This is a genomic window from Chryseobacterium salviniae (assembly GCF_035819015.1).
GTDB lineage: Bacteria > Bacteroidota > Bacteroidia > Flavobacteriales > Weeksellaceae > Chryseobacterium > Chryseobacterium salviniae.
Window position 1 is genome coordinate 229,273 of the sequence record NZ_JAYLAA010000037.1, and the last position, 15,562, is coordinate 244,834.

Annotated in this window: 15 protein-coding genes; 14 read left to right on the top strand and 1 reads right to left on the bottom strand. The window is 32.8% G+C overall.

Annotation, left to right across the window (positions count from 1 at the left end):
• The first annotated feature begins 3 nt into the window (after positions 1-3).
• The 8 genes from SOP96_RS09880 to SOP96_RS09915 all read left to right on the top strand — a co-directional run bounded on the left by SOP96_RS09880 (position 4) and on the right by SOP96_RS09915 (position 9,096).
• On the top strand, positions 4-951 hold the full coding sequence (locus tag SOP96_RS09880) for a hypothetical protein (protein ID WP_326320813.1): 948 nt from the start codon (positions 4-6) through the stop codon (positions 949-951).
• A 406-nt stretch (positions 952-1,357) separates the two neighbouring features.
• Positions 1,358-2,926: a primase-helicase family protein gene (locus SOP96_RS09885; RefSeq protein ID WP_326320814.1), complete on the top strand. Its 1,569-nt coding sequence runs from the start codon at positions 1,358-1,360 to the stop codon at positions 2,924-2,926.
• Between the two features lie 18 nt (positions 2,927-2,944).
• On the top strand, positions 2,945-3,445 hold the full coding sequence (locus SOP96_RS09890) for a ribonuclease H-like domain-containing protein (RefSeq protein WP_326320815.1): 501 nt from the start codon (positions 2,945-2,947) through the stop codon (positions 3,443-3,445).
• 1 nt (position 3,446) lies between these two features.
• A complete protein-coding gene (locus SOP96_RS09895) occupies positions 3,447-4,724 on the top strand; it encodes a DNA polymerase (protein WP_326320816.1) in 1,278 nt (425 codons plus the stop codon).
• Positions 4,725-4,755: 31 nt separating this feature from the next.
• The gene (locus SOP96_RS09900; protein ID WP_326320817.1) at positions 4,756-5,766 is read left to right on the top strand and encodes a hypothetical protein; all 1,011 of its coding nucleotides are present in this window, start codon (positions 4,756-4,758) and stop codon (positions 5,764-5,766) included.
• 142 nt (positions 5,767-5,908) lie between these two features.
• Positions 5,909-7,156, top strand: a complete 1,248-nt coding sequence (locus SOP96_RS09905; RefSeq protein ID WP_326320818.1) for a site-specific integrase — start codon at positions 5,909-5,911, stop codon at positions 7,154-7,156.
• Between the two features lie 107 nt (positions 7,157-7,263).
• Positions 7,264-7,560 carry a hypothetical protein gene (locus tag SOP96_RS09910; RefSeq protein WP_326320819.1) on the top strand — a complete coding sequence of 99 codons (297 nt, stop codon included), beginning with the start codon at positions 7,264-7,266 and terminating at the stop codon, positions 7,558-7,560.
• Positions 7,561-8,478: 918 nt separating this feature from the next.
• Entirely contained in the window at positions 8,479-9,096 is a 618-nt protein-coding gene (locus SOP96_RS09915; RefSeq protein ID WP_326320820.1) for a hypothetical protein, read from the top strand.
• Positions 9,097-9,237: 141 nt separating this feature from the next.
• On the opposite strand, the gene SOP96_RS09920 is transcribed toward SOP96_RS09915, so the two are convergent.
• Positions 9,238-9,501, bottom strand: coding sequence for a helix-turn-helix domain-containing protein (locus tag SOP96_RS09920; protein ID WP_326320821.1), 264 nt, complete (start codon positions 9,499-9,501; stop codon positions 9,238-9,240).
• Positions 9,502-9,621: 120 nt separating this feature from the next.
• Here SOP96_RS09920 and SOP96_RS09925 point away from each other — a divergent pair, with 120 nt between their 5' ends.
• The 6 genes from SOP96_RS09925 (at position 9,622) to SOP96_RS09950 (ending at position 15,554) form a co-directional block, all read left to right on the top strand.
• Positions 9,622-10,125 (top strand): hypothetical protein, encoded by a 504-nt coding sequence (locus SOP96_RS09925; RefSeq protein WP_326320822.1) that lies wholly within the window; start codon positions 9,622-9,624, stop codon positions 10,123-10,125.
• A 66-nt stretch (positions 10,126-10,191) separates the two neighbouring features.
• Positions 10,192-11,073: a hypothetical protein gene (locus SOP96_RS09930; RefSeq protein WP_326320823.1), complete on the top strand. Its 882-nt coding sequence runs from the start codon at positions 10,192-10,194 to the stop codon at positions 11,071-11,073.
• 168 nt (positions 11,074-11,241) lie between these two features.
• Positions 11,242-12,711: a hypothetical protein gene (locus SOP96_RS09935; RefSeq protein WP_326320824.1), complete on the top strand. Its 1,470-nt coding sequence runs from the start codon at positions 11,242-11,244 to the stop codon at positions 12,709-12,711.
• 39 nt (positions 12,712-12,750) lie between these two features.
• The gene (locus SOP96_RS09940; protein WP_326320825.1) at positions 12,751-13,962 is read left to right on the top strand and encodes an RHS repeat-associated core domain-containing protein; all 1,212 of its coding nucleotides are present in this window, start codon (positions 12,751-12,753) and stop codon (positions 13,960-13,962) included.
• On the top strand, positions 13,963-14,496 hold the full coding sequence (locus SOP96_RS09945; protein WP_326320826.1) for a hypothetical protein: 534 nt from the start codon (positions 13,963-13,965) through the stop codon (positions 14,494-14,496). It abuts the gene before it with no gap.
• Positions 14,493-15,554 (top strand): hypothetical protein, encoded by a 1,062-nt coding sequence (locus tag SOP96_RS09950; RefSeq protein ID WP_326320827.1) that lies wholly within the window; start codon positions 14,493-14,495, stop codon positions 15,552-15,554. The genes SOP96_RS09945 and SOP96_RS09950 overlap by 4 nt, the downstream gene beginning before the upstream one ends.
• The last annotated feature ends 8 nt before the right edge of the window (positions 15,555-15,562 follow it).

The following is a 15,562-nucleotide window of genomic DNA, read 5'->3' on the forward strand; positions in this document are numbered from 1 at the left end:
AATATGTCTAAACACGATATAACTCAAATACCAATTAAATCTGCTGTTAAGATTTTCACGTTTTTAGATCAGCTTTTGGAAGAGGAAAATCTTAATCCAGAGTATTTTGAGGATTGCATGAAAAAATTCACCTCTGAGGAACAATATTTTCTTTTTGTATATGCTTCCAAATATTTTGATTACAAAGAAGGGAATTTTATACATAAATGGGCGGAAAATATAGTGTACTCTTATGGTTTTGATGAAGTGAAAGATTATTTATCTATGATTCTTACCAATGCGGAAAAACTGCTTAAAAAGGTAAATACTGAAACCACCAGATTTAAAGAAATTTACTATTTGAATGCTGCTGTAACAAAAACTAAAGAATCAGATTTTATAACACATTTAGCTACCAGCCAACCTCTGAAGCAAAAGATAACTTTGAAATTAAAGAAAGGAGAAAATATTAATGATTTTAAAGTCCACAGCAGAATACCCTTATATATAGATAAAACAGTACGGTTGTCCTTTAGAAATGATATGCATAATATTCTGAAAGGTATATTGGATTATGAGCTGATTGATAAGCTGTTTTATAATGCATTTGAATTCCCTGCAAACATTTACGAGCTACAATTCTTACACTTGAATGTGGGGCGTAAATCCGATCTTGAATCTTGTGTGAATATCTTATATAAGACATATAAAGATAAAATATTACAACATCGTACTTATGAGTCGTATATAACAAAATACAATAAAAAAGTCGATACTACTCCCAAAAGAACTGGCTACTATTCCTATCTCAATCCAAAAAAGATCGCCCCGCCTAAAATTCTTCGTTATCACTTTATGATAGCACTTTATAATGCGTTTCCTTATATTAGGGAATCTGTCAGTGAATCAATAGAAAAAGATTCCACAAAAACCGTTGAAAGCTGTCTTACACAAAAAATCAAAAATCTCTGAAAATGCGTAAAATTTTCATACATCCTCCAAGAAATTACGCATTCTTCCTTTAGGTTGACAATCCCGCTACTTTTGCTCCTATAAATGCGAAAGTAATGAAGGATAAAGACGCACTCACTTATCATTTTTCAAAATTCGTTTCCGAGTTGGAAAGCCGAATAGCTGACAGAGTACTATCTCAGCTAACGGAGCATTCCAGCTTGTTTGGAAGTGTACAGCCAAACGAGGAAAGATTTTTGAAAGCCGATGAACTGTGCGAATTGCTCCACATTTCCACCTCGCATTTATATAATCTTAGAAAAAAATTTCGAGACTTTCCGACTCAATACTTCGGCAGATCACCGAGGTACAAACTGTCGGAAGTTGAACAATTTTTGAAGTCAAATCAAAAAAGCAAATAAATAAAATGGAGAACAGTAAAAAAATAGAAATTCCATTTGAAGTTACTGATAAAGGTAAAGTAAGGTTTGATACTTACGGTTATATAGGATATACCGAAGATTTAGGATTCAGAAGAACTAAAATATTTGGAGTTGAGCATCTTGTCAGAATACAGGATAATATTGTAAAAACTGTCAGCAAATCGGACATTATACAGACAGCCTTGGAGTACCTTGATGAAAACTTCGATCAGAAATCAGAGCTTGAACACGGAGTAACCAAATATGAAATCAAAAACGCATGGATCAACAAAGCGAGGCAAATTTCAGAAGATGCAGCATTATCATTTATGAAATACGAAGAGCTTAACCCTCTTCGGGATACACAGGAAATAAGCTATTTCTTCTTTAAAAACACCGTTGTCAAGGTAACTAAAGATGTGATCGCTCCTTTAAGCTATTCAGATTTGGATAGTCACGTTATGGAAGAACAGATTATCCAACGAAATTTCATTATCAGAGATCATTTGCTGACTTCGTTCATTCCTTTTCGTCAGTTTGTACATAATGTAGCAGGAAATATCCATGAAAGAATGATTGCTTTTGAAGCGATGATTGGTTATATGCTCCATACGTTTCAGAACCCTGCATTGGCAAAGGCGGTGATACTGCTTGATAGCGTTGTTAATGAAATCGGACTGATAGAGGGAGGAACAGGAAAATCATTGTTAGTTAGGGGGTTAAGCTATATGCGCTATTTGTGTAATATTTCGGGGAAAGATTTTTCCAGCAGTTCTGGTTTTGCATTCCAAAGGGTAACACCTTTCACCAGTATTGTAGCAATCAATGATATTAAAGACAATCAGAACTTCGAGGGATTCTTTGGCAGGATAACAGATGGTTTTACAATAAGCAGGAAGTACAAACATGATATTTTCATCGCATTTGCGTATGGTCCGAAAATGATCATCACAAGCAACTACTATGTAAAATCTCCCTCAGGAAACAGTACCGAAAGAAGGAAACATGAAATTGAACTCTCACCCCACTATGGTAAAGATTTAACGGTTTATGATGATTTCGGACATCACTTCTTTGATGATTGGAACGAGGAGCAATGGTTAGGGTTTGACCACTACATGTTGTACTGCGTTCAACTCTACCTTGAGAAAGGATTAGTAAAAGCTCCTTCTATCAACTTAGAGTTAAGAAAATTGATCAGCGAGGTAGGCTTGGAACTGGTGGAATTCTTAGATCAGGTGTTGCTTACTAAAACCAAACTTCACAAAAAAGAACTGTTCGCAGAGTTCAGAAAAGAATCGACAGGGTCAGGGAGGTATCAACTGAGTTTGAGGGGATTTACCATAAGGCTTAAAAAGTATCTGGAATATAAAGGTATAAGCTATGTAGAAACTCCAAGTAATACCAAAGTATTTATTGAAATCATTACCGAAGAAACAAAGGAAAAGCAGAGCCTTCTGACAATCAATGACATCAAAACTGATTACAAAACGGTTGATACCGCTAATAAAATGACACGGTTAGTCAATCAGTTACAGAAATTTTTCAGTACCGAGAATACCCCTAAAAATTAACAACTAAAACGTAACAAAATGAATAAAAAAAAGATCCTCGTCATAGACTTGGAGACTACGGGATTAGACCCGTTTAAAGACAATATAGTGAGTGTTGCTGTATCTGTTGAAAAAGGAAAAGGATTTAACATCGTTCTCCCTTTTTATAAGAACAAAGCTCAGGTTAAAGAATTTTTACAGCCAATTTTACCAATACTTGAAGATGAGACCATTACAAAAGTCTTTCATAATGCGAAGTTTGATTTAAAATTCTTTCATCAGTACGGAATTGAAATTAAAGGTGAAATTATTGACACAATGATTTTAGATTATCTCTTGAACCCCAACCGTAAAACGCACGGACTAAAGGAAATTTCAGAACTGCATCTGCAATACCACCAAATTTCCTTTGAAGAAATGTTAAACGGTAGAGTTATCACCGAAGTTCCGAAAGATGAACTTACCAAATATGCTTGTGAAGATGTGGATCTGACCCTGCAATTGTATTATTATTTAACTCAACAACTAAATCATAACTAAAATGAAAATAACAATTAATCAGTTAGAACACGATTTGATACGTGTTCTCGTTAAAATCGAATCCAATGGTGTTAAAATAGACACGAAGAAATTAGAACGTGTAGACCATCAACTATTGAACCGACTACAGACGACCTCCGAAAAAATAATGGAGGTTGCAGGAACAGAAATCAATCTTAACAGCAATGAACAGCTGAGTACTCTGCTTTTTGAGACGTTGGAAATTCAACCGAAAGTTACTTCCAAAGGTAAATCAGGATTGATTTCTGTTGATAAGTCACACTTAGAGAAACTTAAAGACGATCACGAAATTGTACCACTCATCTTGGATTATAGGAAAATTAACACCTTGTTAAGCTTCTGTAACCAGCTGAAAGAAGTTCACCCAAAGACCAAAAGACTTCATTGTAACTTAAATCAGATAGGAACAGCGACAGGACGATTTAGCTGTAGTGATCCGAATTTACAGAATATTCCCAATGTAAAGTTAAAAGATAAAGAAAATGAAACCAATAAAAATAAGGTCTTTGCTTCGGAACTGCGCGAGGTTTTTATTGCTGAAAAAGACTGTGTAATAATTGGTGCAGACTACTCACAAATTGAACTTAGGATGATGACGGAAATGAGCCAAGACAGTTTTTTACTTGATGCATACAATAAAGGTATAGATATTCACATATTGACGGCTTCTAAAGTGTTCAATTGCAAGGTTTCGGAAGTAACGGAAGAGCAGAGAAAGATTGCGAAAACCATCAATTTCGGATTGATCTATGGAATGTCAGCAGTAGGATTGACAGAATCCCTTACAACAATTACAAAGAAACATCATTCTAAGGAAGATGCCGAAAAAATGATGTCGGAATATTTTGCCAAGTTCAGTGGTGTAAAATCCTGCTTGGAGGGTTTAATAAATTATGCCGATGATCACGGCTATTCCAGAACATTATTTGGGAGAACCAGACCCATCCCTGAACTCTCTTCCAATGATCTTAAGATTCGTGAAAAAGGAAAACGTCTGGCGATGAATTCTCCTGTACAGGGAAGTGCAGCCGATATTATCAAAATGGCAATGGTGAATTGTGATAAAGCTATTACAGAGAAGGGATTACAGTCCAAAATAATCCTTCAAATCCATGATGAACTGCTTTTTGAAGTTCCTGAAAATGAAGTGGAAATCATGGAAAAATTGATAAAACATGAGATGGAAAACGTGGTAAGACTTTCTATACCTCTTATAGTAGAACTTGGCAAAGGTGCTAATTGGGCGGAAGCCCACTAAATAAGAATTATTAACAATTAAATAAAATATCATGTCAAAAGTAGAATTCATCGGCAGTACAGCCGATACAGCCGAAAACAAAACAATCAATAACCACAAAAATGTAACAGAAATGAGACAATCAAAATCAATTAATTTCTACAATAACCAAGTGGATTTTATCGCATTAAGAATTTCAAAAGAAGATGCCACGGGTATCAAGATGGAAAATCTAAGAGAGCATCCTGTATTGAAAAATCAGTACACCATTGATAGCAAAGATGATGAGCATCTGAAAAATATTGCGTTGTATTTCAAAAAAGACGGAAGTGTCATTTTAAAATCCAGCATGCCGTATTTCCTGTATGGACACAACCATGTTAGATTCCACGAAGACAGAATTGCTGAATTTGCGGATCAAATAAAGGAGTTATTAAAAATAGATATTGAAAATTCCAAAGTCCTTGATTTTGAATATGGTGCATTCGAAAAAATGACCGTTGATACAAAAACTTATCTGAAAAATTTAATGGGGTTGAAAGATTGGGATTTGGAGTATAATAAAGGTAATATGAAAATGTTCGGAAATCCGAAATTAGGATTGCATTACAAAGTCTATGATGCTGTTGCAAACGCCAAAGTGAAAGGCACATTGATTAAGGGGTGTTTTCCTCAGGAGGATGTTATAAAACACGAAATCAAGTTCAGCAATCCGAAGAAATATTTCGGAAGAGAATTTTATTTTAGAGATCTGATGATGGACATAGAGAGTACATTTCAGGATCTTACGATCACCAAGCTCGACAGGTTACTAAAACAATTCAGAAATAATTTGATTGAAAAGACCGATTTCGAGTTTTTCCCGAAAAAACCAGATGTGGTTCACATTCTATACACTGTTCTTAAAAACAAAGAGCAACAAGAGAGCAGAGCTTACGAAACCTCTGTTTTAAAAGAAGTTCTTAGTTTAATTGATGTTATGGAGTTATCACCATCTCAGAAAAGCAAGCGAAGAAAATCGATAAAAGAACTTGAGGAAACTTATGATCCTGGATTCTTTTAGATTAGAATTTTTGAAAAGCTAAAAAGGAAAACTTTAGCCCTAACCGTTGTCGCACATAGGGGTTTAGGGCTAATGTTACCACAACAAAACTATGTGGTAAGAATTTCAAATTTATAATTAACAATCTAACAATTACAGAATTATGGCAACAATCAAATTTGTACTCAGTAAATCACAGCATCAGAGAAAGATAAAAAGCAATCTTTCTATGCTCATGCTACGGTACAGCCACCAAAAGCAGGTAACCTATTTTTATACTTCGAGAAACCTCGAAGACCGCTATTGGGATGATAAAGGACAGCAGGTAAAGAGAAGCTACTCAGGATCAGACCGTTTTAATATCTTTCTTAATAAGTTCAGACAGAAAGTTGAAGACATTATTAATGAACTGATGATTAATGGTGAAAATCCCGAAACTGCTCGTGTAAAACTTCTCTATAATGAACAGAAAGAGGGGGTTGAGAAGAAAAGAGAATATACATTTTTTGAGTATTTTGAGAAATATCTCGAGGACAGGAAAAATAAAATTGAGCATAGTACAGCAAAAACATATCGAACTACGATGAATAAGTTGAGAGAGTATGAAAAATACGCTCGTATTCAGCTGGGTTGGCATAGCATTACTATGGATTTTTACGATGATTTCCTTGAATTTTATACTTCTATTGAAGGATTGACCAATAGCGGTTTCGGTAAAAATATCAAAAATATCAAAGCTATTATGAACGATGCTATGGAAAATGGATTTAACAGTTATGACGGACATAATCACAAAAATTTCATCGTTTTGAAAGAGGACGTTGATAATATTTATCTGACCGAGGAGGAAATAGAAAAGCTGATCGCCTTGGATTTGAGCGGTAATAAAACAATGGAAAGAACGAGAGATTTATTTGTATTTGGGTGTTATACAGGGTTACGTTTCAGTGATTTCAGTCAGGTGAAGCCTGAGCATATTGTCGGGGATGTCCTTAGGATCAAAACAATCAAAACAGGAGAATGGGTAAACATCCCTATCCTACCTGCTGTCAGAGTGATTATGGATAAATATAAAGACAATCCGAACAACCTCCCTGAATCTTTATGCAACCAGACAATGAATAAATATTTGAAGAAATTAGGAAAAATATTAGGATTCAACGATAAAATCCTGAAAATCCGAAATAAAGGTAAAGACCGTATCGAGGAAGTAATGTATAAATATGAATTGATATGTACTCACACAGCAAGGCGTTCATTTGCTACCAATATGTTCAAACGAGGGGTGCCATCAAGGGTAATTATGAATATCACAGGACACAGAACCGAAAAAGCGTTCAACAGTTACATCAAAATAACTCAGGATGAAAATGCGGAACTTTTTAAAGAGTACTTTAGTAAATCTGCATAGATTTGAAAACTAAAAATTATGAACCTGCTAAAAAGGCAGGTTTTTTTTATTTTCTAATTTTCCCAAATATTAGTATATTTCTTGTTTAAAATATTAACGGTATCATTATGAATCTAAAAATCACCCAAATTGAAAGTTTTATTTCACAACTCGAAGCTACTAAAAACAATTTACCAAATAGATATTTACAAAGTAAAATTTTGAATATTTTAGAGCAATTAATAGTTATAAAGGACACTGATAACTGGCACCGATTCGATCAGCTTAAAACAATGATAAAATCACTTAGAGAACCGTATGATGGACAAAGCGGAGAGTTAAGAGATGAAGAAGCAAAAAGGTTAATTTTGAGTGCTTATGATGAATTAATTGGCATTTTGAAATCTTACATCCCTGTGAAATAATAAAATTAAAGTTTCTTTCAGTGTCTTTTTATTAGAGAGGAAGGCACTCAAAGAAACGTGGGTTCATCTGTGGATCCAGAACTTAAGAACAGATAAACTTAAAAAAGAAATATGACATAACCTCCTGTTAAATATAGGTTTGCAAACATTTGATTATTTAACACGGTGAAGTCCACGCATATTTTTAGATTATACAACATAGATTAGTTGTAATTTTTGCAGATGAATAAAATGTAAGTAGATAAAAAGTGAATAATTTCTTTGTACTACATATTTTCAAAGGTGTTTAACAGATTCAATTACAAAAACTGATACAGAATCCCAATTGAAAATTTTAAAGTGGAGAACATAGTTCAAAATCTTTCGCAATAGTTATTTACTTTAATTTCTCATTAATTCAAAGGAATAGAGAAGAATTACTATTTTGGATTCAAAGGGAAGTTTAAGTTACTCAAACGATTCAATAAATATAATTTATTTTTGAAAGCGAAGCGGTTTACCGCTTCTGATTATCTCTTTAATTAAGGTTTTTAATTGAAATCTTTAATTATGTCTTTAAATATAAGTGCAAAATTGGTAATATTGAAGTGCATTTTTGGTGAGATTGAAGTGCAAAAATGGTTAGATTGAAATGCAAAATTAGGTGAATTGAAATGCACATTTGGTGATAAAAAAGTACTATTACTCCCTGAAAAATTATAGTCGTGGAGTCATTTTATCAAAAAGTAGTAGAGGACACCTCCTGATTTCAACAGAAAAATACGGTGGTACAAAACTACACAGAGGACATTAAAAGTAGTCGCCTACTTTGGTAGTCAGTAGTAGCACGTAAAAGCAGGAAACATAAGGAAGTAAGCTAAAGAGCAGTCCAAAAAAGTAGTAGTAGTAGTAGTAGTAGTAAAATTAGAGAGCAATACAATGAAAAAAGATAACAACGATTTAACAAATCCTCTAATAGAAGGGATTTCGAATAAATTAACCATAGAGATTCCTTTTGAAATCTTATCAAGTTCGGAGTTATCACTCAACGAAAAATTATTATTGGGACTGGATTTTTCCCTGAGAAGTAAGCTCGGATTCAATCAACTCACAAATAAAGATGTTGGGAAATTGTTCAAATTACACCCCAATATTATCGGAGATTGCAGGAAAAACTTTGTGGAAAAGGGATATTTAATGAAAGAAGGAAGAAAATATTTTCTGACCGACTACTATAAAACTGCGGAAGAATCCGAAGAAATTCAGGAAAATAAAGATCAAAGAAATATAAAACTTCCTTTTGAAATCTACACTAATAAAGTGTTGAAAACGGGAGAAAAACTCCTTTGGGGAGAATACAACTCAATCAGTAAAGGAGTAAAAGAATACTTTGCATCAAGGGAATATACCGCAAACCGCTTGAATGTAAGTGTTGAAAGCGTCACCAATTCGACGAAATCCCTCAACGAAAAAGGACTGTTTAAAAAATATGAAATTGTTACAGGATATTACACTCATCAACGAAAGATCATCACCTGTCGTTTTGATAAAAAGTAAAATTGAGTGAAAACTGGTGTTTTAAAGTTTTCCTTTGTATAAACATAGTTTTTAACGAAGTACATCATTTTAAAATCAATTTTGGTATCGAATACCCAAATTGAAATAAAAATCGATTTTTGAGTGGAGAATATAGCTAGATTACTTTTGTTCGGCTTTATTTTCTAAATATTGTTCAGGAAGAAAATCTTTAGGTGAGCATTCAAATATTTCTGCAAGCCTGTTAATGTGTGAGAGGTTATATTTTGCTCTTGATTTATAGCTTTCCACATCTCCAATGAATCCTATGGATAAATCCAAAGAATAAGCCAGTTCTTTCTGAGAAATCTTTTTTTCCAATCTCATTTTCCTAACAATATCAATAACATATTGTTCAATAGGTTCTAAAAGCGAATTCTCTTCCATTCTAAACATTTGGAACAAAGAGAATAATTGCTATAAAAATATTCACTCGTATATATACGAGTGTTTGTATTTTTTACAGATATTTGTAGCAAATTAAAATATGACTCATCTATGAAAACAATGAAGACACAACTTTCTATTTTATTAATTTCATTAAACCTTCTTTCCTGTAATTCCACAGGAAAGAATTCACAATCCGAACAAAACAAAGTATTTACGATCACAAAAATCACCAAAAGTGGCTTTGAAAAAGTCGGTAATTCCTATAAATACAACTTTACAGGTGAAGCTCAAAATAACTCTGTAAACATTTACGATGATGTCTACACAACTTTAGAAGTCCAGCTTGAATTGGAGAACGGAAGTATTATTACTGAAAGAGATTATGATAGTGGACTTATGACAGGTTTCGGAGATATTGAAAAAGTGTGGAAGCCTAATGAAACTCGAAAAATAGACGACCACGGAGGTTTAGATTCCGACTTTATCCCTGCACATTACAAAGAATATAAAGTCAAAAAAGTAGTAACAATATTTGATTTTGATACAAAGGACATCATCAACCATACCAACAATACTTTTACCGATACCATAGATGTTACAAAGCAATGGAATACTTTGTAATAACCTTACGGATTTCCGTATGAAATACATAGAAATAATTTATAAAATTAACTCCAAATAAAAATTATGAAAACAAAAATTGTTGAGAAAATTACAGTGGTAATTATGATGCAGATAAGCTTTTTCCTGTTTGGTCAGGAATTTACCAACTTTAGAAACATAGAACTGTTATTTAAATCACCTCAAAATAAGATAGAAGAAGTTATAAAAGGTGAGGGCTATATTTTAAAATCTAAAGATTTGAAATCTGGAGGGATTACATATATAAAGAAGAATTCCACATATACCTTTGTTGTTAATTTGATATTCAAAGCCAATAAGTTAGAATATATCGGATGGAATGATAGTGTAATAGGAGGAAAATTTATTGTTGAGGATATTGGTAAAGATTCAAGCTACAAAATAGATGAAGCAAAGACAGATGACTACTTAGGCGTATTTACTTCCGTATCAAAGGAAAAGGGATTTCAGGTTACAATTTTTAAAACAATACCAAATTTAAATAAAGGGATGATTTCCTTTTCTTTAATGAAGATAAAAGATAGAATAGAAAAGGGAAATTCTTCAATTTCACAGAAAACATCTAAAAATACATCTTTAAGCTTTTTATCGAGGTATAAAGGGAGATATCCAAGTAGTATAAAACTTTTAAATTACACAATTCTCAAAAATAGATTAATCCAACTTATTGGGAAAGAAAGATATCAATATATGAATCAAACATGGGCAGTTGAAGGAGGAATAGGAGTTGAAAATAATGTATTTGAAGCTTCTGGTTGCGAACAGCATAATTGCGATATGACTAACTTTATGATTGTAGTTGATTTAAAAAATGATATTTTATATGTTGGGTACAGAGTTGAAGATGAAATCTATAAGTTTGGGGAAAATCAAAATTATCCTAAACTAATATTAGATTGGGAGAAAGAGAATATTAATGGTGAATGATTTTGAAGGCAAGAAATAAATAATTTCATCATGTTAATATAACACGTCAAGTTTTGACGCTATACTGAAATACATTTGTAAAAAACTTATACAGATTGTTATTTTCACCATTCATAGAAAAATTGTAAATTGCAGGAAACACAAAACACACAAAATATTATGTTCAAGATGAGAAAAATATATATTTTTCCCTTATTACTTACAAGTATAATAAGTTTTGGTCAAATTCCGAACTTTCCTACTCCACAGGCAAGTAGTTTGGGCAATTATTCCAATAATAATTTTGGAAGCCCAACAAATGGCAGAAGTTCCCAAAGAAACTATGAGCCATCTTTACCGAGTTCCTATAAAAAAAACTCGAATACAGCCCAACAGCACAATATTTATGAATCACAAGCGAGGTCACAGAATGATGCTGTGATGCGAGGTATAGAGCAAGATATGGCAGAGGTTCAGGAAATGCAATTCCACAAATGGGTAGAAGACGGCAGAAATATGTCGTATGACCTACCTACATTATCAGGAAAAGCAGGAACACAATCGTATTATGATGCTTTTAGCAAATTATCTGGAATGGATTCCGAAAAATACTCATTAGCGGATGTCAATTTTACAGTAGAAAATGCTTTTTATGATAATAAGCAGAATATAACCAAATTCAAAGCTGGAATCCAGAAGACGGCAAAGCAACTCTTACAGAAAATGAAAGAACGCAAACAGGACACAGAAAGCCATGTTTCCAAAAACCTGATGATCTTTGAGTATTTTTCTAAGGATATGAAATTGAATGGTACAAATCACAAAGCCTTTGAATATGATTTTAAGGACTATATGGGGCAAAAAGACTATTCCAAAATGTTTGTTTCAAAACTCCTTAAAACAGGCACAGGACAATGTCATTCAATGCCTTTATATTATCTGATGTTGGCAGAAGCTATGAATACAGAAGCCTATTTATCATTAGCCCCTAATCACTCTTATATCCGTTTTGTAGATGATGAGGGAAAATTGAGAAATATGGAACTTACCAATGGGATGTTTCCTACTGATAATGCATTTTTAGAATCAGGATATATCAAATCAGAAGCCCTACAAAATAAAATTTATTTGGAGAACCTTACAAAAAAAGAACTGTTGGGAATGGCTTATTTTGATTTGGCGAGAGGATATGTAAGCAAGTTTGGGTATGATGAATTTGTAAACAAAGTTATTGATAAAGCATTAGAGCTTTATCCTAACGGAATAGCACCAAACATGGAAAAAGCAAATATAAGTCAGGTAAGATTTGCCAATGTGACGAAACAATTAGGTATTAATCCCGAAGACAAAAGAGATTTACAAAGAATCGGTTATTTTCCAAAGGCTGTTGAACAGTTAAATCAAATCAATGAACAGTTTAATAAGATTGATAATTTAGGATATGCTGAAATGCCTGCATCTGCGTATGAATCATGGTTGGCAAATCTGAAAACCGAAAAGAACAAACAGGAAAGCGAAGCATTAGCGGAGAGAATGCGCTTGAATCAACTTCAAAAACAAAAGGAAAGACAGGAACAAGAAGCTGTCAAAAAAGCACAGGAAAAGAAAAAGCAGGAACAAAAACCGAGATATATTCCAATTGACCCTAATAAACTATAAAAAAATGAATAATTTTAACAATCATAAAAACAAATGACTATGAAAAGAATCTTATTGATTGCTTTTGCAATAATAACAGGCTTTACACAGGCACAGGTCAAGAAAACCCAAACGAAACAAAAACTCAAAGTTGAAAAGAAATGGATAAATCCTGTTAAACTTACGAAAGAAGAGCGTAACCGTCCTTATATGGATGAAGTATTAAAAACAAAGGATTCTTTGACACCACAGGAAGCTGAAAGGAGGAGAAAGAATATTGCTATCGGAAATCCTTTTGCTAAATATGGAGTTTACCCGAAGATTGCAACATTAAGTAAGGGTAAATATTTAGAGTTTCACGACACAGACAGTATTGTAGTAATCGGTTCGGTAAGGTTTAATACAAAAAGAGATAATATTATCGAAGTAAGAGAAGTTGATTTGTCTGATCCCGATGCACAACCCATTGGTGACACTCATGGGCGTTGGATGTCTCCCGATCCACTTAGTGAGGAATTTCCTGATTGGTCGCCTTATAATTATGCTGTAAACAATCCAATTAATAATATTGATCCTACGGGATTAGCCGCTGAGAGTGTAAAGGATGATTATAAATTGTTGAAAAATGGACAAGTAGAGCTAATAAAAAAGACTAATGATAAATTTGATAGACTTTTTTCCACAAATGATTCTGGCAAAGTAACATCTCAGAGTACTTCTATAACAGTTGATAAAAAAAATGCTAATGATGTCTCTATAATAGGACAATTAAGTCAAACCAATGATGGTAAATTAATGGATTATTTCGGAAAGGCTATGAATCCATTTTTCTCCGAAGGGTTTACAAATAATTTGGATACAGCTTATAACCTTTATAATTTCTTAGATAACAATACCGATAGTGGGATTGAATTTTCTCTAGCAAATTACAACGTTAATGGAAAAGATAATTTTCAGATTGCTACTATGCATAGTATTGATGGATCAAAAATATTTTCTAATAAGTTTTCTCAAGATAATTTAGTTTGGTCACTCCATAATCACGATGGGAAAATCGGGTTAGATTATAAAAATATTGGAAATCAATGGAGTGCCGATAAATCAACAATGTATGGGATTTTTAGAAGTAATCAAAGTAAAGGATTAGGAGATCCCAGGTTTTTTACAGTGAATGACAACAATAGAATGATAGAAATTTCAAGAACAGGAGCAAATACAAAACAGACATATCCTTTTAATGTTCAATTTTTAAAAAATCTAAAAAGAAAATAAATGAAAAGATTCTTATTAATTATAATTGTTAATTTATTTCTGATTTCTTGCAGTAAAAATAAAGAACAAACTCCACCAAATCGATTAAATGATTTTGAAAAAGAATTAATACATTCAATAGATTATGTATTAGATTCAGCTTATTGCAGAGGAGGAAAGGATAGAATGTTGCAGGTAAGGTATCAGAAATATGACAATAAAGATTTTATACAAGTAGCTTCAGTATATGATTACAGTACTGATTCTCTATTTCATTGCACCGAGTATAAAAACAATCTTGTCGTATTTTATAATAAAGAATATTTTGAAAATAAAATCAAACATAACAGTATAGAAAGAGATACTCTTTTGAAAAAATATAAAAATTTTAATAATAAATATAGTGGTGGAGTAATTTCTGAAAAAAGATGCTTTGAAATTTTTCAAATTCAAGGCAATAATTTTTTTAAAACCTCACATGACTCTTTTTATTATAATAATCTTTTTGCTAATCCTCCAATGCTGGAACCTGCTCCACCACCTACAAAAAAATGAAAAAGATATTTTTACTAATAACGACACTAATTTTCTCTGTTTTTACAAATGCACAGGAAAACCACTTTTATACAGATTCCTATCAAACCATAGATAATATGCTCAATGATAAAGAACCATACAGTTTCAAAACGGCTGTTTTCAGTGTAGAGAATGCTTATTATCAGGGAAAATTAGATATAGAGGAATTAAATCGTAAAATCAGATTTTTGGCTAATTTCTGTAATCAGCTTGTCAACAATAGAAAACTCAATTATATCGAAAGAGATCAGGCGAAAGTAAGCAAATATGCTGCTGTTTATACGGTAATGTGCCAGACAACCCCTGTAATTATAAAAAATGACACTGTAAAATACAAACCTTTTATTTATGATTTTGAAGATGTATTCGGACATAAAGAGCTGTCTAACCTGTTTGTATCGAAGTTATTAGATACTCAGAAAGGCAATTGTAATTCGATGCCGTATCTGTACAAGATTTTGGCTGAAGAAATTGGAGCAGATGCAAATCTGGCGTTAGCACCGAATCACGTGTATATCAAGCATAATATTAAATCTATTGGTTGGTTCAATACAGAGCTTACAAGCGGTATCTTTCCGATTGATGCGTGGTTGTCAGCTTCGGGGTTTATTCATTTGGATGCCATCAAAAATGGTGTGTTTATGAAAGCCTTAAACAACAAAGAAAGTCTTGCATTGCTATTAGTAGATTTAGCAAATGCTTACAACAGAAGTTTTCCCGATAATGACGGTAGTTTTCCATTGAAATGTGCTGAAAGAGCAGTACAAATACACCCTTATTTAGCTAATGCTTTATTATTACAGGCTGAAACCCATACAAAACAGTTTCAAAAACTTATGAAAGAGCAGAATACAAAAGATATTCAAGCAACTTTAAGCAATCCAAAAGCTAAAGAACTGTTTGATCTGATGAATAAAGAGTATAGCCATATTCACAAAATAGGCTATCGTAGTATGCCTGAAGAAATGTATTTAGATTGGTTGGTATCTTTGAAAACTGAACGATCTAAATATGAAGATACGAGATTACAGAAATAACAATTATC

Bases quoted from the DNA above. Each gene is read 5' to 3' on its own strand.
- SOP96_RS09880 (WP_326320813.1), top strand. From the start codon at position 4: ATGTCTAAACACGATATAACTCAAATACCAATTAAATCTGCTGTTAAG.
- SOP96_RS09885 (WP_326320814.1), top strand. From the start codon at position 1,358: ATGGAGAACAGTAAAAAAATAGAAATTCCATTTGAAGTTACTGATAAA.
- SOP96_RS09890 (WP_326320815.1), top strand. From the start codon at position 2,945: ATGAATAAAAAAAAGATCCTCGTCATAGACTTGGAGACTACGGGATTA.
- SOP96_RS09895 (WP_326320816.1), top strand. From the start codon at position 3,447: ATGAAAATAACAATTAATCAGTTAGAACACGATTTGATACGTGTTCTC.
- SOP96_RS09900 (WP_326320817.1), top strand. From the start codon at position 4,756: ATGTCAAAAGTAGAATTCATCGGCAGTACAGCCGATACAGCCGAAAAC.
- SOP96_RS09905 (WP_326320818.1), top strand. From the start codon at position 5,909: ATGGCAACAATCAAATTTGTACTCAGTAAATCACAGCATCAGAGAAAG.
- SOP96_RS09910 (WP_326320819.1), top strand. From the start codon at position 7,264: ATGAATCTAAAAATCACCCAAATTGAAAGTTTTATTTCACAACTCGAA.
- SOP96_RS09915 (WP_326320820.1), top strand. From the start codon at position 8,479: ATGAAAAAAGATAACAACGATTTAACAAATCCTCTAATAGAAGGGATT.
- SOP96_RS09920 (WP_326320821.1), bottom strand. From the start codon at position 9,501: ATGGAAGAGAATTCGCTTTTAGAACCTATTGAACAATATGTTATTGAT.
- SOP96_RS09925 (WP_326320822.1), top strand. From the start codon at position 9,622: ATGAAGACACAACTTTCTATTTTATTAATTTCATTAAACCTTCTTTCC.
- SOP96_RS09930 (WP_326320823.1), top strand. From the start codon at position 10,192: ATGAAAACAAAAATTGTTGAGAAAATTACAGTGGTAATTATGATGCAG.
- SOP96_RS09935 (WP_326320824.1), top strand. From the start codon at position 11,242: ATGAGAAAAATATATATTTTTCCCTTATTACTTACAAGTATAATAAGT.
- SOP96_RS09940 (WP_326320825.1), top strand. From the start codon at position 12,751: ATGAAAAGAATCTTATTGATTGCTTTTGCAATAATAACAGGCTTTACA.
- SOP96_RS09945 (WP_326320826.1), top strand. From the start codon at position 13,963: ATGAAAAGATTCTTATTAATTATAATTGTTAATTTATTTCTGATTTCT.
- SOP96_RS09950 (WP_326320827.1), top strand. From the start codon at position 14,493: ATGAAAAAGATATTTTTACTAATAACGACACTAATTTTCTCTGTTTTT.